This is a genomic window from Haloarcula nitratireducens (genome assembly GCF_019599505.1).
Map to the genome: position 1 here is coordinate 80,657 of NZ_RKLT01000006.1, position 19,335 is coordinate 99,991.

Sequence of the window (19,335 nt, forward strand, 5' to 3'; positions counted from 1 at the left end):
GAGGTTCCACGCGATGCTCGTCCCACTGCCCGTCAGGGAAATCATGCAGACGCCCGCCCGGACCATCAGCCCCGAGAGCCCGGTCGTCGAGGCCGCCACGCGCCTGCGAGACGAGGGGATCGGCTCGCTCGTCGTCGAACGCGACGGCGACTGCGTCGGCATCATCACCGAGAGCGACGTCGTCGCCGTCACCGCGGAGGAGGGCGACACCCGCGCGCTGACCGTCGAGGACGTGATGTCGACGGCGCTCGTGACCATCGGGCCGGACGCCGACGTGGAGACGGCCGTCGAACGCCTCCGCACGCACGGCATCAAGAAACTCCCCGTCGTCGAGGACGGCGAGATCGTCGGCATCGTCACGACGACGGACATCTCGAGTTACGTCCCCCACATCGCCCACCCCTCGCCGTCGAAGGAAGCGCCGATCGAACGTCGGCGCTTCACCCGCCCCGACACGCTGTACGAGGACGACGACTGGGAGTTCGAGAGCTACGGCACCGCCGACGGCATCGACGTGGGCGACCACGTCAGGTTCTCGAAGACGCTCTCTGGGGAAGACATCGAGCGGTTCGCCGAGGTGAGCGGGGATACCAACCGCCTCCACCTCGACGACGGGTTCGCCGAGGGGACTCGCTTCGGCCGTCGCATCGCCCACGGGACGCTCGTCGCGGGGCTCATCAGCGCCGCGCTGGCCCGCCTGCCGGGGCTGACCATCTACCTCTCACAGGAGCTCAGTTACCGCGGCCCGGTCGACGTCGGCGAGCGGGTGACCGCCCACTGCGAGGTCGTCGAACAGCTCAAGGAGAACCGCTTCCGACTGGCGACGGCCGTCGACGACTCCGACGGGGAGTGCGTCGTCGAGGGCGACGCCGTCGTCATCTCGGATCCGATCCCCGAGACGGGGTGACCGAACGTGTCGTGTTAACTGATAACAATCGTTAAGCGCCGTCCGGCCGGACCCGTAGATATGGACGCAGTCGACCGACCGACGTTCGAGACGAACGAGGCCAGAGACGTCTATCAGTACGTCGAACGGCACGGGACGGCGGCGCGCCACCGAGCGCGGGCGGCGACGGAGTTGGACACCGACGAGTTTCGGGAAGCGGTCGAACACCTCCTCTCGAAGGGGTATCTGGCGGACGACGGCGGGACGCTCTCGCTGGCGCTGGACGTGGGCTCCATCGAGACGTACGAGAACGGCTCGGTCACGTACACTATCCGGCCGGCCCGGCCGGACGACTTCGAGGGGCTGGTCGAGGCGATCCGGAACGTCTCCGACGAGAGCACCTACGTCGTCGCCGAGAGCGTCGCCGAGCAGTTACTCTACGAGGACGCGATCACCCGACACAACACGGTCCAGTCGCGCGTGTTCTTCGTGGCGACGGTCGACGACGAGGTGGTCGGCTGGTGTCACCTCGACCTCCCACAACTGGACAAGCTCAGAGAGACCGCCCAGTTGACCGTCGGCGTCGTCGCCGAGCACCGCGGGCAGGGCATCGGCAGCCAACTCATCGAACGCGGGATCGAGTGGGCGCGGGCCAACGGCTACCGGAAGCTGTACAACAGCGTCCCGGCGACGATGGAGGGCGCGCTGGCGTTCCTCGAAGCCCACGGCTGGAACACGGAGGGCATCCGCCGGAACCACTACACCGTCGGCGACGCGCAAGTGGACGAGGTGATGATGGCCTACACGTTCGATTAAGCGAGTAGGACGACCAGCGCGAGGGCGATCCAGACGATTTTCAGCGCGGTGTTGACCGCGATGACCTTCGAACCGAACTCGCGGCCCCAGATGCCGTACTGGAAGGGAATCGACCGCTTGAACGTCGAGACGGCGAAGGAGACGATGCCGCCGACGAGCATCGTCGCCACGGCGGTTCGAGCCGTGAACGTGCCGTTCTCCACCAACGGCGCGATGACCACCGCGCCGGAGGTGGTGTCCAGCGCGAACGCGGCGACCACCGGCACCGCCGCGCCCGGGAGGCCGAGCAGTCCCGCCAGCCCGTCGGCGGCCGCGGTCACGGCGGCACCGCCGCCACCGAACAGCGCGAGCAGTTCCTCGGAGTACGCGACCAGCAGCGAGACGACGAGGTAGATGGCCGCCAACCGCGGCAGGATCTCTCTGATTTTCTCGACCGTCTCGCCGGCGGCGTTACGAACCGCGGCCGCGCGGCTCTCGGGACCGTCGTCCAGTACCTCCGACGCGTCGGCGTGGTCGGCACCGGCGTGGCCGCCGTCGGGCGTGGCTTCTTGCCGCTCAGCGACCGCGTCCGCGTTCGAACTATTCAGCAGGAGCGCTCCGGCGGCGATGCCGGTCAGCGTGATCGCGAGCGCCACCAGTCCCCGCGTGGCGACGTAGAGGACGCCGACGCGCGCCCCGAGGATCGGGATCAACACCGGCGCGTAGAACGTGACGATGTGCTGGGCGAACCCGAAGAACGTGTTGATCGTGACCGCGACCAGCGTCGCTCTGTCGGAGAGCACGCCCGACTCCCGGAAGTCCGCGAGCATGCCGTACCCCGCCGTCGGCGAGGCCGTCGTCGTCAGGATGGCCGTCCCTACCTCGTCGGGGAGGTTCGCCGGCGCGGTGAGATACCGCGAGACGGCGGCGATGCGGTCGACGAGGCCGAACGCCACCGCGAGGTTGGCGAGGAACACCCCCAGCGAGATGAACGCGCCGATGCGGAGCACCCGGACGACCACCTCGGCCAGCAGCGCGAGGGCCGGGTGCCCGAGGAGCGCGGCGACGGCAGTCTGCACGGGCGTATTTCGGCGCTTCGGGGGCAAATGTCCGTCGATGGGCGGCGACCGCCGCCATCGTCTTCCGGCTATCCGCTCACCAGCATCCGGACCGCGCCGAACAGCACCAGCACGCCCAGCACGTCACAGACGTTCGTCACGACGGGGATGACCACGTCGTCGGGGTCCAGTTCGAAGCGGTAGGCGGCGTAGGTCGTAATCGTGGTAACGACGACGGCGAGCACCGCCAGCGTGACGCCGCTGACGAGGGCGACCGCGACGACCGTCCCGGGAGCGAGTCGCGTCACGCCGACGACGGCCTGGACCGCCCACGCGCCGCCGCCGACGAGCGGGAAGACGGTGACGGCGAGGGCGACGATTGCGGCGGCGTTGCCGGCGAGGCGGTCGTCGGTCGCGTCGAAGGAGAGCAGGCCGAGGTGAAAGGCCGTCGAGAGGCGCGAGGCGAGGATGCTCCCGAGGTTGCCGGCCATTCCGATGGTCACGGGGACGAGGACGAGCAGCGTCGGATACCGGAGAAGAATGCCTTCGAAGGTATCGAGGACGAGCCCGCTCCCGAGTTCGATGGCGGTCAGGACGACCAGCACGGGGAACATCCGCCGGACGATGCTCCGAACGGTCCACTCGTCGGCGGCCACGTCACCCACCTCCCAGCGCGAGGACGAAGCGGGTCGCCGCCAGCAACGTGGCGATGCCGACCACGTCGCCGGTGGTGGTCACGACCGGCCCGGCCAGCGTGTCGGGATTCAATCCCCGTCGGTAGCCGACGAAGACCACGGAGACGACGGCGACGGTGAGGAGAACCCCGGAGACGAGGCCGGCCACGAGCGCGATGCCCACGAGGGTCATCAACGGCGCGGCCGGCCGCCCGATGCCGGTCAGCAACGCGACGGTCAACACCGCCGCGAGGCCGCTGACGAGGACGCCGTTTGCCAGCGCCGCGGCGACGGCGGCGTTCACGCGCTCGTCGGCCAGCGAGAAGCGCGGTTCGACCAACCCCTGATGCAGCGCGGAGCCGAGTCGCGCGCCCAGCGACCCGTAGACGTTCCCGCGAGTGGCGAGCAACGCCGGCACGAGGACGAGCAGGCCCGCCACTCGCTCCAGTTCCGCCTCCATCCCGCCGAGCACGACGCCCGCGAAGAGACCGCCGACCGCGCTGAGAGCCAACACGGGGAGGGACTCTCTGTACGCCTCGGCGGCGACCTCGCGGACGGTCATTACCGGGTGAACAGCGCGCGCTCGGAAAAAGAGCGGTGATTACCGAGCGGGCGACGCGGCGACGAACCGGCGGGAGCGTCGGTCCGTTCTCAGCCGAACGGCCCGCCACCGCCGCCCATGCCGCCCATGCCGCCGCCACCGCCGCCCTGCTGCTGTTGCATCTGCTTCATCATCCGTTCCATGTCGCCGTCGCCCATCCCCTGGAACTGCTTCAGCATCTGGTCCATCTGCTTGTGCTGTTGGAGCAGTTCGCGGATGCGTTCCTCGGGCTTGCCCGACCCGCGAGCGATTCGCTCGGTCCGGCTCTGGCCGACGACGCGGGGGTTCTCCAGTTCCTCCTCGGTCATCGAGTCCATGATGACCTCGAAGTCGCGCATACGCTCTTGGGTCACGTCCATCGCGTCGTCGGGCAGCTGATCCATCAGGCCGCCGCCCAGTCCGGGGATCATGTCCATCACCTGGTCGAGCGGCCCCATGTTGTTCATCGCCTCCATCTGCTTTCGCATGTCCTTGAGGGTGAACGACCCCTCCATCATGTCCTCGGGCTCCCAGTCGTCGTCCTCGCCCTGCGTGGTCTCCTCCATCGCGCGCTCGACGCGCTCGGTGAGCTGTTTCAGGTCGCCCATCCCGAGCAGGCGGGAGATGAAGCCCGAGGGCTCGAAGCGCTCGATGTCCTTGACCGTCTCGCCGGAGCCGAGGAAGGCGATCGTCGAGTCCGTCTCGTCGACGGCGGCGAGCGCGCCCCCACCTTTCGCCGTCCCGTCGAGCTTCGTGATGACGACGCCGTCGATGCCGATGGCCTCCTGGAAGTCGGCGGCCTGACTCTTCGCGCTCTGGCCCATCGCGGCGTCGAGCACGAGGAGGTTCCGGTCGGGCTTCACCTCGTCTTCGATGCGCTCTATCTGTTCGATGAGTTCCTCGTTCAGCCCGTCGCGACCCGCCGTGTCGACGATTCGAACGTCGGCGTCTTCCGTGGCTTCCAGCCCGTCGCGAGCGATCTCCACGGGGTCGTCGGCGTCGGGGTCGCCGTAGAAGTCGACCTCCGCTCGGCTGGCCATCTCCTTGGACTGGTCGTACGCGCCGGGGCGGTCGGTGTCGGTCTGGATGATCGCGGGTCGGAGCCCCTTCGTCGAGAACCACCACGCCATCTTCGCGGCCGTCGTGGTCTTCCCCGAGCCGTAGAGGCCGGCGAGCATGATGGTCTGCTCTTCGAGCGGGATCTCCGTGGACTCGCCGACGAGGTCGACCAGTTCCTCGTAGACGATGCGGAGCACCCAATCGCGCGGCGTGGTGCCGGCGGGCGGCTCCTCGTCCAGGGCGCGACGCTCGATGTTGTTCGAGAGTTCCTTGACGAGCGCGACGTCGACGTCGGCCTGCAACAGCGACCGCTGAATCTCCTTGACGACGTCCTCGATGTCCTCCTCGGAGATGCGGGACTTCCCCCGGAGGTCGTCTAGAGTCCCCCGGAGCGAACTCCCCAAGTCGTCGAGTACCATTGTTGCCCCGAGGTACGCGACCGGACGGGTAAAGACTTGTTGTCCCCGCGACGACGGGTCGAGGTCCGAAAGCCGTCCCGTCGGCTTCGCTGCCCGACGGGAACCCGAAGGCTGAAACCGCCGAACCGACCACCGGTAGCCATGGACGCCGTCGGCCGATTCGCGTATCTGCTCGGGATGCTGGCCGTCGGCGTGGCCCTCCAGCGGACCGGCGTGCTGAACGACCGGCGGACCGAGCGCCTCAACGCCGCGGCGTTCTACGTGGTCCTCCCCGCGCTCATCTTCGTCTCGACGTACGACCAGCCGCTCTCGTCGCTGCTCTCGCCGGAACTGCTCGTCGGCGTGGCCGTCGTCATGGTCGTCACCGTCGGCGTGGCGTGGGCGGCCCACCGCCGCGTCACCGCCCCCGAACGGCGCGGCATCGCCGTCGTCCAGTCCTACCACGCGAACCTGGGCTATCTGGGGTTCCCGCTGGTGGCGGCGGCCTACGGACCGGAGACGCGGGCGACGGCGGCGCTCCTGTTGGGTCTCGTCACGCTCGCGCAGGTCCCCGTGACCGTCCTGGTCCTCGTCGGCGGCGGCGCGGACGTCTCGCCGCTGGAGCAGGTGCGGGCGCTCGTCACCAACCCGGTCCTCGTCTCGCTGGGCCTCGGAATCGCCGTCGCGTGGTTCGGTCTCGGCGTTCCCGGATCGGCGGTGACGGCGCTGTCGGCCGTCGGCGACCTCGCGTTGCCCCTCGCGCTCCTCCTCGTGGGGGCCTCGCTGGACGTGGACCCGGCCGGTATCGACCCCGCGGCGACGGCGGGCGTCGTCGCCCTGAAACTCGGCGTGATGCCGCTGGTCGCGTGGGTCACTTTCTCGGCGCTCGGCGTCGCACCCGCCGTGTTCACCGCGAGCGTCCTCATGCTCGGGACGCCGACGGCCGTCTCGACGTTCGTCTACGCGACGGAACTGGGCGGCGACGCCGAGTTCGCCTCGCTCAACGTCTTCGTCACCACCGTCGTCTCGCTCGTGACGCTGTTCGCGCTGATGGCGGTTATCGGCTAGAACCGAGACGCAGACCCGAACGGTACGGCAGCGAGCGACGATTCCGACGCCGTCGTGTCGGTTAGTGTTCTCGAACGATCAGTATGGGCGAGTCGGTCCGCTCGGCGATCTGATCGTACGTCTTTCCGAAGACCCGCTCGGGGGTGGCCTCCTGCGTCTCACCCAGTACGATCAGGTCCTCGCTCCGTGCCGCTTGGCTGATCGAGAACGCCGGGTCGTCGGAGACTTCGACCTCGGTGTCGATGCTCGGGCGGGAGAATCCCTCCTGAACGAGGTGGTCTCTGGTCTCGTTCAGGAGCTGTTCACCGGCCGCTACGTCGTCTTCGCTTTCAGCGACGTGAAAGAGCGTCGTTCGGAGGAGCACCTCCTCGTTGATAGCGTCCAAGAGATCGGTGATCGGCTGTCTGAACTTGTTCTCTCGCAACGCGACCAGCAGGTGGTCGAGCGTCGTGATGGGATTCGGTACGAGGAGGGCGTCGACGTCTCGGTCTTCGGCGACTGTCATCGGGGCGTCCTCGACATCCGTTCCCATCGTCAGCTCGACCTCGGCCGTTTCCCCCTGTTGTACGAAGCTAGACGCGGAGGTGTACAACGACCGGTACGCTTCGACCTCCCGCCGCTGGCGCTCGTCCGCCGACGTGTCGGCCGGTAGCTCGTAGACCCCGAGCAGAATCACCTTACAAGAGGTCAACGTATCCACGAAAGTCGACGGCAGCGGATCCGGGTCCGGGAACTCGATCGGGATTAACACCGTTTGCGAGGACATTTGTAGATACCTCTTCTCGTGGTACGACTCGTCTAAGGATAGTCTCTTTGGCTCCGATAGTAAACCCATCCCGGGGTTGGGCTCCGAAGTGCTCGGCCCGTTCCGCCCGTAGAACTGCCACACCGGCCGAGAGGCGAACGTGCCACTTCCCGGCAGACCCATAGCGCCAGCGGTACTGGTTTGCCGGGCCGAGCGCAACCACCGCCATGGCCTACCATCATCTCGACCCCGACGACCTCCCCGAAACCGAGGATTACCCCTGTGACCGACGCGGCATCTCGGACGCCGCAGAGTTGCACGCGCTCCACGCCGCCACCTACGAGATGGCTCCCGGCGAGCAGTTACCTCGGAGCTACCACTATCACGAGCGGCGCGAGGAACTGTTCTACGTGCGTTCGGGGAGGCTGCACGTCGAGACGCCCGAAGGCGAGTTCGTCGTCCCCGAAGACGAGGTGTTCGTCGCCGAACCGGAGAGCCCCCATCGGGCGTTCAACCCCGACGACGCCGAGGAGTCCGTGAAAGTGCTCGGCGTCGGCGCGCCGAAGACGGACATCGCGCTGCCGTACGATCCGGGCGAGTGATTCGAGCGGCTTTCACCTACGCTTTTGTCCCTCGCACGCCGACCCCCTGGCATGACGAGCAAACAGGCGGTCCAGCAGAAACTCGTAACGAGCGGCGTCACGGCCGTCCTCCGCGGCATTCCGGAGGAGAAGATGGTGGACGTGGCGAGAGCCGTCCACGAGGGCGGCGTCACGGCGCTCGAGCTCACCGCCGACGCCAAGCGGTGTTCGGACATGATCGCCGCCGTCGACAGGGAACTCGACGACGCGGACGTCATCATCGGCGCGGGCACCGTCATGGACGCCGCCGCGGCGCGCAACGTCATCGAGGCGGGCGCGGAGTTCGTCCTCACGCCCACCCTCAACGAGGACGTCATCGACGTCTGCAACCGCGAGGGGATCGTCTGCGTTCCGGGTATCATGACGCCCAGCGAGGCCGCCGACGCGATGGAGGCCGGCGCGGACATGCTGAAGATGTTCCCCGCCTCCACGGTGGGCCCGGGCCACATCGGCGCGATTCAGGGACCGCTCGGCAACATTCCCATCATGCCGACCGGCGGCGTCTCGGCGGACAACGTCGCGGAGTACTTCGACGCGGGCGCGGTCGCCGTCGGCGCGGGCTCCGCGCTGGTCGACTACGAGGCCATCGAGAACGACGACATGGACCAGGTCCGCGAGTCGGCCGCGGAGTTCGTCGAAGCGGTCGAGAACGCGCGCGACTGACGGTCGCCCGCTCGGAGCTATCAGTGGTCGGCCTCGTGGGGGTTCGGCTCCGTCCCGTACCGCTCGGCGTGGTCAGTGTAGTCGATGAACCGCGGCGCGTCGGGGTCGAAGGGCCGCTCTAAGGACTCGAAGGCCCTCTCCTTGTCCCAGCTCTGGAGGCCGCCGACGGCCGAGCGGTCTTCCAGGTCGTGGTAGTCGAGATCCGGCTCGGTCAGTTCCCACGCCTTCAGTCCGCGTTCGGTGCGGACGATGACCGAGGAGTACGCGTCGCTCGACCCGACGGAGCCGACGGTGAGGTCGGCGCAGTAGCCCGTGAAGTCGGCGCACTCGTCGCAGCCCTTGAGCGCCGCGTCGTGGAACTGCTCGACGTCCTCCTCTAGAAGCATCTCGCCGTCGCGGCCGTACACCATCAGCTTCCCGTGGAGGACGTCCATCTTCCCGATGTCCTCGCGGTCGATGCCCCGCTCGCTCTCGATGCGTTCGCCGACGAGCGAGTAGTAGTTGAAGTTCTTGGTGCACATCAGCGCGATGGTGTAGTCGACGGCTCGCACGCCGTCTTCCTGGGCGGCGTAATCCCACTCGAAGTCCTGGAGCGCACGAATCCCCTCTATCTCGCAGGGCGTGCCGACGAGCGCCAGCGACGCCTCCGAGAGGGGAACGTCTAGCTTGTGCTCCCAGCGCGAGAGGTCTAAGTTCCCCAGCGCGAGCGTCTGGTTGTAGAAGCTCCCCGCGTTCTCGATGCACTCCTCGGGCGTAGTGGCGAGGAACGACTCGGCCTTCCACGGTTCGTCGTCGCTCTCGGTGGCGATGAGCGCGCCGTCTATCTCGCCCGCCTCCAGCAGGTGAGAGAGGACGCCGGTGACCACTCCGCCGTCCTGCGCGCCCTCGCGCCAGTCCTCGCGGACGCGCGCGGAGAACTCCGTGATGGGGTCGCCGGCCCCGGAGACGTTGTCGTCGCCGCCGGTGATCTTCCACTGGCGCTCGTAGCGCAGGCCGCCGCGGGGGCACATGTCCCAGCACAGCGAACAGCCGGTACACATCTTGACGAGTTCCGGCAGGTCGTCCTCGCCGATGCCGATGGAGTCGCTGGGGCAGGCGGCGACGCAGGTGCCACACTGGATGCAGCGGTCGGCGTCGATGACCGCCTCGTCGAGTTCCATGAACCACGTCTTCTCGTCGGGCGTCTCGATATCGTTCATCTTTTCGCGGACGCCGTAGCCGGGCGTCTCCAACTCGACGCCGTCGGGGATGCCCACCCGCTCGTCCGGGGGGCCGTCCTCGACGTCTTGACTGACGCCCGACGCGGGTTCGGTGAACGACACGTCGCCGAGCGACCCGTTCTCGTCCACGTTGGCGGCCCCGGCCCTGCCGTCCGGACGAACTCGGTCGCCGTCCGGCCCCGCTCCGCGGCCCGCAGAGTCGCCCCCGCCGCGGCCGCCACAGCCACACGAACTCCCGCAGCCGCAGGCGTCGCCCGACTCGTCCCCGCCGGTCTCCGGCACGCCCGGGAGCGGATCGCCGCCGTCGGTGACGAGCGGCGGTTCCGAGTCGTCTGTGTCCCCGTCTTCGGCGTCGTCACCGCTGTCGGGCCGCGAGTCGCCGTCTGCGAGTTCCGGTGCGGCGTCGGCCGGCGCGATACCGCGCTCGCGACGCTCCTCAGTCATCGTCGCTCGCCCCCCGTCCGGCCGAATCGTCGGCTGCGACGCCGCCGGCGACGTCGGCGTCGGCCCCCCGCATGAGCGAGCGAAGCCGGTCGTTGCCGACCCGGCGACACCACTCGTAGAACCGCTCGCCGTCGTCTCGCTCGCCGGCGTAGGCCGCGAACAGTTCTTCGAGCGCCGGGATCACGGCGTCGGCCGGGACGGCGGTCTCCACCCAGTCGAGGAAGGCGTTGTCGGCGCCGAGGCTCCCGCCGAGGCCGAAGTCCATCCCCTCGACGATAGCGTCGCCTTCCCCGTCGGCGCTACTTCCCGACTCGGCCACTTTGACCGTCTCGCCTCGAAATCCGATGTCGGCGATCTGCGGTTGCGCGCAGGAGGCCGAACAGCCCGACATGTGCATGCGGACCACGTCTAAGTCGTCGGGCGTCTGGATGCGCTCGTCCAGTTCCTTCGCCCAGCGGCGGACCCGACGTTTCGTCTCGACGATGCCGTAGTTGCAGAACTCCGAGCCGGTACAGCCGACCGCGCCCCGCGAGAACGGGCCGGGGTCGGGCTGGTAGTCGGCGGCGAACGGTTCCGCGAGCAGTGCGGAGACGCTCTCGTCGGGGACGTGCGTGAGGAGGAAGTTCTGGTCGGTCGCCAGTCGTATCGACGCCTCGTCGGTCCCGTACTCGCGGGCCGCGCGCGCCGCCTGTGCGAACTCTTCGCCCCCCATCCGTCCGGCGATGACGTTGAACCCGACGTAGTTCAGGTCGGGGTCGCGCTGGTCGCGGACGCCGACGTGGTCGCCGCGGTACCCCTCGGTGAGGTCGGTCCCGCGGGTCGGCAACTCGACCGCACAACGGTCCCGGACGGCTTCCTCGAACGCGTCTGCGCCCATCTGCTCGACGAGGTAGCGCATCCGGCAGACGCCGCGGTTGTTCCGGTCGCCCAACTCCTTGAACGTCTGGGCGACCGCGCGACAGAACTCGACGGCGTCCTCCGGCCGGACGAACACGTCGAGCGTCGAAGCCATCCGCGGGCCGTCCGAGAGGCCGCCGCCGACGCGGACGTGGAAGCCGTAGTGCCCGCCGCGCGCCGCATCGCCGTCGAGCGCCTTCTTCGCCGGCGTCAGCCCCACGTCGTTTATCTGGGACTGGGCGCAGTCGCGGCGACAGCCCGTGATAGTCATCTTGAACTTCCGCGGGAGGTTCGCGTACTCGCGGTTCTCCGTGAAGAAGTCGGAGACGGCGTCGACGACCGGTTGGGCGTCGAAACACTCGTGGCCGGCGAGCCCGGCGGCCGGACAGCCGAGCACGTTCCGCGCCGAGTCGCCACAGCCCTGGATCGTGGTCAGGCCGACCTCGTCGTAGCGCGCCCATATCTCGGGGACGTCTTCGATCTCGATCCAGTGCATCTGGACGTCCTGTCGCGTCGTGATGTCGAGGAACGCGTCGCCCCAGACCGGATTCTGGGTCTCGCCGCCGTACTCCTCGGGGGCGGTGGCGAACTCGGCGGCGACGTCACCGACGGTCTCTGCCTGTGCCGGCGTCAATAGCCCGCCGGGCACCTTCGTCCGGAGCATGAAGTAGCCGTCCTGTCGCCCGTGCGCGTACAGGCCCGCCCACTTCAGCCGCTCCCACTCGCCATCGCCCGCTCTCTCCGCTATCTCCTCGAAACTCAACTCCCGCGCCGCGTACCGCTTCACGTCTTCGACGACGTCGAGCGGGTGTTTCTCCTGTTTCCATCGTTCGACTGTGTTCACTGAGACCACCTCACATGGTCGTGCGAACACACAGCCCCGGCTTCCTTCAACGCGCCCGTGGCGGCGAAAACGGCCCCACCTCTCCCGAGGAGGGTATTGTTGCCGGTAGTTTCCCGAACGATCGAACTCGAACCCGCCGCCGTCGCAGGGTCGCCACGAATTCGCACGGCAGTGCGTCGGCGATACGGGCGAATGCTGCCGATACGACGGGACGAGCATCGGCTGCCTCGGTCGCCGCTCACCTACTGAAAAAGTCAGCGCACGCGCGGACGAACATCGTCCGCTACGTCGGCCCGCTGTACGACGTCCTCGACCGCTTCGAGACGGAGTCCGAACACCAGTTCGGGTCCCTCGATCGCACAGGACGACGACTGAGCGCGGCAGTCCGTTTTCTGCGCTCCCTCACCTTGCTGTCCGGCATTCACTCTTCAGGCGAGGCTGTCTCCGTCTCCGTTCCCATTCCGGTTCCGGTCTCGGTCGCTTCGCCCATACCGGTCTCTGTCTCCTCGCCCATGCCGGTCTCGGTCTCTGTGGCCATGCCGCCTTCTGTCTCGGTGGCCATTCCGCCCTCGGTCGCCGTCCCGTCGCCGCCATCGCCGCCGTCACCGCCGTCGCCACAACCGGCCAGTGCCGCCAAGCCGCCGGCAACGAGTGTCAGTACACCGCGTCGCGTCTGGGATCGTCGAGTCATTACGTCCGGTCCCGACTCTATCCACCGACATTAGCAGTCACCGGCTATCGCCGGTCGGTTCGGCTTACTCGTCGCTGGGGGACGACGGCCCGATCCCATCGCTCAGAGCGCGAAAAGCGTCGGATAAGTCGGGGTTACTCGGACGCCGACCGCTATTCGCCCAGCAGTCGGTCGACGATCTCCTCGGGGTCGAACGGTTCGAGGTCGTCGTAGTCCTGTCCCGTCCCCAGAAAGAGGATGGGCTTGCCCGTGACGTGCGCGACGGAGATGGCCGCGCCGCCCTGCGGGTCGGCGTCGGCCTTCGTCAACACCGCGCCGTCGATCTCGGCGGCGGCGTCGAACTCGCGGGCGCGGTTGACCGCGTCCTGTCCGGCGACGGCCTCGTCGACGAACAGCGTCATGTCGGGGTCGATGTTGCGGTCGATCTTCGCCAGTTGGTCCATCAGGCCGTCGTTGGTGTGGAGGCGACCGGCGGTGTCGCCGAGCACCACGTCGACGTCGTTGGCCTTCGCGTACTCGACGGCGTCGTAGACGACCGCCGTCGGGTCCGACCCCTGTTCGTGGGTGATGACCTTCTTCCCGAGGTTCTGTGCGTGCTTCTGGAGCTGTTCGTTCGCGCCGGCGCGGTAGGTGTCGCCGTTCGCCAGCACAGTCGAGAGGCCCCGTTCCTCGAAGTACTGCGAGAGCTTGGCGATGGTCGTCGTCTTCCCGACGCCGTTGACGCCGGTGAAGACGATGACCACGGGTTTATCGGCCGTTCGAACGCGCTCGTCGAAGTCGAACTGACCGACGCTGATGACGTCGTACAGCGCCTCGCGCAACGCGTCGCGCACGAGACTCCCCGTACCGGAGAGTCGGCGGCGGGTCTGTCCGGTGAGGTTCGCCTTGACGCCGTCTAGAATCTCGCCCGCGACGCTCATCTCCACGTCGCTCGACAGCAGGGCGAATTCGAGGTCGTCGAGGTGACGCTGGAGATCGTCCTCCTCGATGACCGTCTTCCCGGTCGCCATGATCTTCGCCCGCTGGGTCAGACTCCGGCCGTTATCGTCGTCTTCCCCGTCTCCCCCGTCCGCCTCGCCGTCGCTCTCCTCGGCCTCTTCGGCCGCCGCCTCGGGCGACGTGGCCGGCGTTCCGGTCGGGGCGTCGGGTCCGGTGACCTCCTCGTCGGCGTCTTCGTCGGCCGGAATCTCGGTTTCGGCGTCGGGCTCGGTGTCGGTGTCGTCTGTCGACGGCTCCCCGTCGCCGTCGACCGGTCCCGGCGGCTCCTCGGCGGCGGTGTCGGCGTCGGCCGTCGTCTCCGGCGAGGCCGTCGCCGTCGCTTCCGGTTCGACCGTCTCCTCGCCGGGACCGCCCTCGGCCGTGCGTTCGTCGGGTTCCGTCTCGGCGGCCGTCGAGTCGTCTTCGTCTGCCGCCGCTTCGTCCGCCGCCGTGTCGTCGTCGACCGACGCTTCGTCGGTCGATTCTCCCTCGACGGCCTCCTCCTCGACGGCCTCTTCGTCGACGTCCTCCTCGACGTCGCTGGTGAACCCGCTGAGTTTGTCCTTCAGTCCGTCGAACATGTGGCCTTACTCGTCGTCGCCCTGCTCTTCCTGCTGCTGTTGCATCATCTGCTGCATCTGCTGTTGTTGCATCTGCTGGGCCTGCTGTTCGAGTTCCTCCTTCTCGGTCTCGACCTCGGCGATCTCGGACTGGAGGTCCTCGATGCGGTCGTCCAGCGTCTCCTTCTTCGTCTCCAGGGAGCTGACAGCGCCCTCCTGGTCGCGTTCTGCGGCGTAGCCGCCGCCCAGCGAGACGACGATCTCGTCGATGTCGTCGACGGTCGCGCGGATGTAGGCGTCGCCGCCGACCGGGACCTGCACGGTCGAACCGGACTCGAGGGTCTCGATGGCCTCGATGGCCTCGTCGGCCTCGGTCTTCTCCTGCTGGAGTCCTTCGATCTCCTGTTCGATCGCCTCAATCTCCTGGTCCATCTGCTCGATCTCCTGGGAGATCTGCTGCATCTGACCGCCGCCGCCGCCACCGCCGCCCATCATGCTGCCACCTCGTCGATGGTGATCTCGGTGCGCTTGAGGTTGTGGTGGGAGCCGAAGTCGCTGTAGACGCGCTCTTCGGCGACGTTCTCGTTGGGGGCCTCCACTTCCGTCTCGAACTCCTGTGGGCCGTCTCGGGCCGGGAAACTACCACGAACAGTGAACGTGCTCATGTCCTCCGGTGCGGGCACGACAGGGAAGTATCTTCCCCTTCCACCTCTGCAGCGGCCCCGTTTCCGCGTACGCTCCGGGACGTCTGCCGACTCACGCTTCGCTCGGGCCACGCGAGACGACGTAGGCCTCCCCGCGGAACGTGAACCGTCGATGCCGCTCGTCGTAGCCGACGGCGTTGTCGACGACGTGAGCGTCGGTCCGCAGCAGAACTCGGTCGGTCTCGGCGGTGAGAAACGGGAGCGTGTTCCGGAGGCCGCGGCCCGCCCCGGCACCCGTCCCGGCCATCACCTGCTCGGCGATGAGGCGCTCGGCGGCGGTTCCGGTGCGTTCGAGCGTGACCGTCCCGTCCGGCGGGTGTCGCCCGTCGTCGAACTCGTCGGTGGTGACGGTGACCGTTCCCCCGTCACGGTGGGCGATGGCGTCGTCCGTCGGTTCCACGGCGACGGAGTCGCCGATCAGTTCGACGAGCGCACCGCTCTGTGGCACCGGGTGGCCGTACCCCGCGACGGCGGCGTACTCGCCGCCGCCGAGATAGCCCTGCGAGAGCCCGCCGTCGCTGCAGTCCTCGCCGCAGGCGACGGGCTCTCCCCGAGACGCCCGGAGCGACCACTGTTTGGTGCCGCCGGGCGGGAGGCCGCGGCAGTCGTCGGTGTGCGTTCGCGGGGCGACGTAGTACCACTCGCCGTCGACGAGCTTGTAGAGGCTCCAGTGCCCGCACTGCAACGTCTCTCGGCTGTGGTTGACCATCTCGAAGTCGACGCGGCCGTTCAGTTCGAGGCGCTCGGTCGAGGGCCGGACGAACGCCGCCGTCCCGGGACCCGCCTCGTGGTACCACTGGACCTGTCCGCCGCTCGGAAACGTCGGCACCGAGCGCCCGGCGAACCGGGAGTTGACCGACGGGCCGGGGCTGTTCGAGTCCCAGACGTTGATGTGGGTATCGCCGCCGAACTGATAGGTGCCGGTCGGTCGCCCCCGCATCCCGGGCGACCCGACGAGGACGTACTCCAGTCTGGCCCACTCGCCGGGACCCAGACGGGCGGTCCGGGCCATCCACGGTCCCATCTCGTCGGCGCGCCAGTAGCCGCTGTCGGCGCGGACGACCGCGGGCACTCGCCGGGCGAGGTCGTTGTTCCGGGTCGGCGCGAGGTGGAGGGCGTCGTCGTCGCCGTGGTCGCCCGGGGGGCGGCCGTGGATCTGTCCGACCATCGGGACCTCGCCGAGCGTGAACGTCCTCTCGGCGTCGGTGCCGTTCTGGAACCAGCCGCGGAGCCTGGCGGGATGAGAGGGCGTCGCGGTCCGGTCGAACCACAGCGCGATCTGCCCGCCCTCGGGCGCGTGTATCCACGAGTCCAGCGCGTACGTCCGCGGGCCCGTCTCCAGGGTGATGACCCTCGTCAGCGTCTCCGGCCGCGGCGGGTCGCCGTCCGCGTTCGTCGCCGTGGCCGGCGAGTCGGTGTTCGACGGGTCGGGCGTCGGCCGGTCCGCGGGCGTGATACTCGGTAGCTCGTCGGTCTCTCCCACCCCGAACGAACAGCCCGCCACCCCGGCGACGCTCGCCGCGAGCGACGTGAGGAGGGCGCGTCTTCGCATTGTCGGTACGTCGGGCGCGCGGGCTTTACGCTTTCTGGACGGAGAACCGGACGTTTCGGCGCGCTCGCCGCGCGATTTAAGCCGTCCCGTCCGGTAGCGGTGGGCGTGAACGAGCGCGGGCACACGCGACGGGGGTTTCTCGCCGGGGCCGGGAGCGCGGTACTCGGGTCGCTCGCCGGCTGTCAGTCGGCGTTCGACCCGCTCGCCTCGACGGTCCTCGACGAGTTCGCGGCCACGCAGTTCCGGCAGGGGCTGTTGAATCAGGGCTACACGGACCGGTCGATTCCCGGGAGCGTCGAGAAGGCGTGGGAACTGCCGACTAACCGCGGTGACCACACAGCCGCGAAGGGGAGCCCGGCGCTGGCACCGACCGGCGACCTCGTCGTCGCCGACGACACCGGCCGGATACGAGCCGTCTCGACCGGCGGCGAGGTGCAGTGGGCGACGACCATCACGCGGGCCACGCGGGGGAGCCACGGGACGGCGGCCATCGCCAACGACACGGCCTACGTCGGCACGTACGACGGCGCGCTGTCGGCCGTCGATATCGAGACCGGGCGACGCCGCTGGCGGACGCAACTCGGCGACGCCATCGGCGCGAGTCCGACCTACTACAACGGAATTCTCTACGTCGCCGTCGAGCACTCGGCTCCCAGCGGCAGCGTCGCGGCGGTCGACGCCGCCACCGGCGACGTCCACTGGCGGGACTCCTGGCCGACGAACCACCCGCACTCGACGGTGGCGCTGGACCGTGAACGCGATCGCCTGCTGTTCGGGTCCAACGACGGGCACGTCTACGCGTGGTCGTTCCCCGACCTCGAACGCGCCTGGACCTACGACACCCGCGGCGACGTGAAAGCGCCCATCGCCGTCGCCGACGGCCTCGCCATCGTCCCGTCGTGGGCCGGAACGATTACGGCGGTCAACGTCGAAAACGGCTTCCGCAAGTGGGAGTTCGAGGCCGACGCCGACGTGATGTGTGCGCCCGCCGTCGCCGACGGCACCGTCTACGTCGGCAGCCACGACGACCGGATCTACGCCATCGACCTCGACAGCGGCGAAGAGGTGTGGCGCTACGACACCGGCGGCTGGATCATCGGGAGCGTCGTCGCCACGCCCGAACACGTCCTGGTGGGGTCGTACGACACCCGCCTCTACGCGTTGGAGCGGGAGACCGGCGACGTGACGTGGTCGGTGCCGAACCGAGGCCACGTCACCAGCGCGCCGCTCGTAACCGAGGACGCGATCTACTACGCGGAGCGAGCGCCGTGGGACGGCGAGGAACTGGTGGGACCGGGGTATCTGTACAAACTGAGCGAGGCTACGTAGCAACCTCGATACCGAGGCGGCGAAGCCGCCGAGGCGCGGTGTGATGAGGCGACGTAGCGCCCGCGTTCCCGACTCAGGTTCTCAGTCGGACTCGGCGGTCGCGTCGTGGCTCGCGTTCGCCTGGACCTCCGCGCCGTCGGCGTGGAACGACCCGAGCGTGTTGTAGAGGCCGCGCTCGTAGATGTCCGGCTCCTTGCTGATGCCGATGTGTGAGCCGATCTTCGCGTCGGCCCAGTACGCGCGGTGCGGTCCCTCGAACAGCCGTTTCAGCAGTCGGGCATCGATCTCCATCTTCACCCAGCCGTCCTCGTAGTCGCCGGTGTCCAAGTCGGTCGTGTAGTCGAACCCGCTCCCGTCCATCGACAGCTCCAGACAGACGCCGTCGACCAGCGGAATCAGGACGGTGGTGTCCGTCTCGTAGCCGATTCGGGCGCGCTTACCCTCCATGTTCTCGTAGGCCAGCGGGACGTACGCCCGGAACTCGTCGACGGTCGGCATCGGGTCGGACTCGTAGCCAAACGAACGCGGGGCCAGTTCTTCTTCGATGTAGCGTCGCTTCGCTTCGGGGTCGGCCGGTTCGAACGGGGCCGAGCGTTCGCCCGTCGTCACGTCGACGTGCTCGCCGGAGTTGAGGAAGACGCACTCGTGGTCCTCGCCCGTGTTGGATTCGAAGAACTCCTTGGCCTCGATCCGCGGCGGGTTCGCGGTGTACTCGTTGAGGTGCGCGAGGTCGCCCGCGAGCACGTACTCACCGGCGAAGGGCATGTAGTAGGTCGGTTCGAACAGGTCGATGAAGTTCAGGGCCAGTTCGTGTTTCTCCTGAATGACGCGGTCGCGCTCCGCGATTTTCTCCTCGTGGTCGTAGTTAGTGACGGCTTGCGGGTAGAACTGCGCCGCGCTGTACTGGTGACAGAGCATGTCGACGTCGCCGTACTCGCGCTTTATCTTCCGGCAACTCGACTCCGCCATCGGGTAGGGACAGTCGTTCGTGTTGACGAGCGTCTGCTCGCCGTCGTCGATGACGGCCATCGAGTCGACCTGCGTCGAGCCGGTCTGGTCGGCCTCGCTGTCGTACCACGTACAGCCGAAGAAGTTGCCGCAGAGTTCCGGGTCACAGCCGTCGGCCGCGAGGACGTTGATGTGGGTGTCGCCGCCCAGGTGCGTGCGCTCGTCGTGAGGGAGTTCGACGGCCTCGAACCCGAGGTCCTCGACGGCGTCTCTGAGATAATCCCAGCGGTAGTCGTGGATGAGAACGGGGATGTCGCTGTCCATCCGTTCGAGCGAGGGCGGATGGAAGTGGTCGGGGTGGACGTGCGAGACGTAGATGTAGTCCACGTCGTCGAAGTCTTCCGGTTCGAAGTCGGGAGCGGGGTAGTGCGCCCACGATCCGTAGTACGCGCCGTCGAGTAACCACGGATCGCACAGGATCTGTACGTCTCCTGTCTCGACCAGCACCGCCGCTGATTCGAGATACGTGACTCGCATCGTCCGCACCTTCGAGGCTGTCCACTATTGTTATAATCGGGTTGTCAGAAATAGCGCCGAGTTA

19 protein-coding genes are annotated in these 19,335 nt (G+C 68.1%); 6 read left to right on the forward strand and 13 right to left on the reverse strand.

What is annotated here, in order from left to right; all coding sequences use genetic code 11:
- The first annotated feature begins 13 nt into the window (after window positions 1-13).
- Both EGH23_RS15770 and EGH23_RS15775 read left to right on the forward strand, forming a co-directional pair.
- A complete protein-coding gene (locus EGH23_RS15770) occupies window positions 14-907 on the forward strand; it encodes a CBS domain-containing protein (protein WP_220580948.1) in 894 nt (297 codons plus the stop codon).
- Between the two features lie 60 nt (window positions 908-967).
- Window positions 968-1,702, forward strand: coding sequence for a GNAT family N-acetyltransferase (locus EGH23_RS15775; protein WP_220580949.1), 735 nt, complete (start codon window positions 968-970; stop codon window positions 1,700-1,702).
- Here the strand turns inward: EGH23_RS15775 and EGH23_RS15780 are convergent.
- The 4 genes from EGH23_RS15780 to EGH23_RS15795 form a co-directional block, all read right to left on the reverse strand.
- Window positions 1,699-2,760: a nucleoside recognition protein gene (locus EGH23_RS15780; protein WP_220580950.1), complete on the reverse strand. Its 1,062-nt coding sequence runs from the start codon at window positions 2,758-2,760 to the stop codon at window positions 1,699-1,701. The two genes, EGH23_RS15775 and EGH23_RS15780, sit on opposite strands and share 4 nt — an antisense overlap.
- Before the next feature lie 68 nt (window positions 2,761-2,828).
- The gene (locus EGH23_RS15785; RefSeq protein WP_236044873.1) at window positions 2,829-3,353 is read right to left on the reverse strand and encodes a magnesium transporter; all 525 of its coding nucleotides are present in this window, start codon (window positions 3,351-3,353) and stop codon (window positions 2,829-2,831) included.
- 43 nt (window positions 3,354-3,396) lie between these two features.
- Window positions 3,397-3,975 carry a magnesium transporter gene (locus EGH23_RS15790; RefSeq protein WP_220580952.1) on the reverse strand — a complete coding sequence of 193 codons (579 nt, stop codon included), beginning with the start codon at window positions 3,973-3,975 and terminating at the stop codon, window positions 3,397-3,399.
- Window positions 3,976-4,064: 89 nt separating this feature from the next.
- On the reverse strand, window positions 4,065-5,471 hold the full coding sequence (locus EGH23_RS15795; RefSeq protein WP_220580953.1) for a signal recognition particle protein Srp54: 1,407 nt from the start codon (window positions 5,469-5,471) through the stop codon (window positions 4,065-4,067).
- Between the two features lie 141 nt (window positions 5,472-5,612).
- Here EGH23_RS15795 and EGH23_RS15800 point away from each other — a divergent pair, with 141 nt between their 5' ends.
- Window positions 5,613-6,518, forward strand: coding sequence for an AEC family transporter (locus EGH23_RS15800; protein WP_220580954.1), 906 nt, complete (start codon window positions 5,613-5,615; stop codon window positions 6,516-6,518).
- Between the two features lie 61 nt (window positions 6,519-6,579).
- On the opposite strand, the gene EGH23_RS15805 is transcribed toward EGH23_RS15800, so the two are convergent.
- On the reverse strand, window positions 6,580-7,194 hold the full coding sequence (locus EGH23_RS15805) for a universal stress protein (RefSeq protein WP_220580955.1): 615 nt from the start codon (window positions 7,192-7,194) through the stop codon (window positions 6,580-6,582).
- 296 nt (window positions 7,195-7,490) lie between these two features.
- Here EGH23_RS15805 and EGH23_RS15810 point away from each other — a divergent pair, with 296 nt between their 5' ends.
- On the forward strand, window positions 7,491-7,865 hold the full coding sequence (locus tag EGH23_RS15810; RefSeq protein ID WP_220580956.1) for a cupin domain-containing protein: 375 nt from the start codon (window positions 7,491-7,493) through the stop codon (window positions 7,863-7,865).
- Between the two features lie 51 nt (window positions 7,866-7,916).
- Complete coding sequence (locus tag EGH23_RS15815) at window positions 7,917-8,567, forward strand: bifunctional 4-hydroxy-2-oxoglutarate aldolase/2-dehydro-3-deoxy-phosphogluconate aldolase (RefSeq protein WP_220580957.1); 651 nt, start codon at window positions 7,917-7,919, stop codon at window positions 8,565-8,567.
- Between the two features lie 20 nt (window positions 8,568-8,587).
- Here EGH23_RS15815 and EGH23_RS15820 read toward each other — a convergent pair whose 3' ends face one another.
- The 7 genes from EGH23_RS15820 to EGH23_RS15850 form a co-directional block, all read right to left on the reverse strand.
- Complete coding sequence (locus EGH23_RS15820; protein WP_220580958.1) at window positions 8,588-10,231, reverse strand: Coenzyme F420 hydrogenase/dehydrogenase, beta subunit C-terminal domain; 1,644 nt, start codon at window positions 10,229-10,231, stop codon at window positions 8,588-8,590.
- Window positions 10,224-11,972 carry a nitrite/sulfite reductase gene (locus EGH23_RS15825; RefSeq protein ID WP_220580959.1) on the reverse strand — a complete coding sequence of 583 codons (1,749 nt, stop codon included), beginning with the start codon at window positions 11,970-11,972 and terminating at the stop codon, window positions 10,224-10,226. Before EGH23_RS15825 ends, EGH23_RS15820 begins: the two co-directional genes overlap by 8 nt.
- A 421-nt stretch (window positions 11,973-12,393) precedes the next feature.
- A complete protein-coding gene (locus tag EGH23_RS15830) occupies window positions 12,394-12,663 on the reverse strand; it encodes a hypothetical protein (RefSeq protein WP_220580960.1) in 270 nt (89 codons plus the stop codon).
- A 152-nt stretch (window positions 12,664-12,815) separates the two neighbouring features.
- Window positions 12,816-14,222 carry a signal recognition particle-docking protein FtsY gene (ftsY, locus tag EGH23_RS15835; protein ID WP_220580961.1) on the reverse strand — a complete coding sequence of 469 codons (1,407 nt, stop codon included), beginning with the start codon at window positions 14,220-14,222 and terminating at the stop codon, window positions 12,816-12,818.
- A 6-nt stretch (window positions 14,223-14,228) separates the two neighbouring features.
- On the reverse strand, window positions 14,229-14,696 hold the full coding sequence (gene pfdA, locus EGH23_RS15840; RefSeq protein ID WP_220580962.1) for a prefoldin subunit alpha: 468 nt from the start codon (window positions 14,694-14,696) through the stop codon (window positions 14,229-14,231).
- Window positions 14,693-14,866 carry a 50S ribosomal protein L18Ae gene (gene rpl18a / locus EGH23_RS15845; RefSeq protein ID WP_220580963.1) on the reverse strand — a complete coding sequence of 58 codons (174 nt, stop codon included), beginning with the start codon at window positions 14,864-14,866 and terminating at the stop codon, window positions 14,693-14,695. The genes pfdA and rpl18a overlap by 4 nt, the downstream gene beginning before the upstream one ends.
- Before the next feature lie 91 nt (window positions 14,867-14,957).
- Complete coding sequence (locus EGH23_RS15850; RefSeq protein ID WP_220580964.1) at window positions 14,958-16,457, reverse strand: hypothetical protein; 1,500 nt, start codon at window positions 16,455-16,457, stop codon at window positions 14,958-14,960.
- 105 nt (window positions 16,458-16,562) lie between these two features.
- On the opposite strand from EGH23_RS15850, the gene EGH23_RS15855 reads away from it, so the two are divergent.
- Complete coding sequence (locus EGH23_RS15855; protein WP_220580965.1) at window positions 16,563-17,786, forward strand: outer membrane protein assembly factor BamB family protein; 1,224 nt, start codon at window positions 16,563-16,565, stop codon at window positions 17,784-17,786.
- A gap of 81 nt (window positions 17,787-17,867) precedes the next feature.
- Here EGH23_RS15855 and EGH23_RS15860 read toward each other — a convergent pair whose 3' ends face one another.
- Window positions 17,868-19,271, reverse strand: a complete 1,404-nt coding sequence (locus EGH23_RS15860) for an MBL fold metallo-hydrolase (RefSeq protein ID WP_220580966.1) — start codon at window positions 19,269-19,271, stop codon at window positions 17,868-17,870.
- Window positions 19,272-19,335 lie beyond the last annotated feature (64 nt).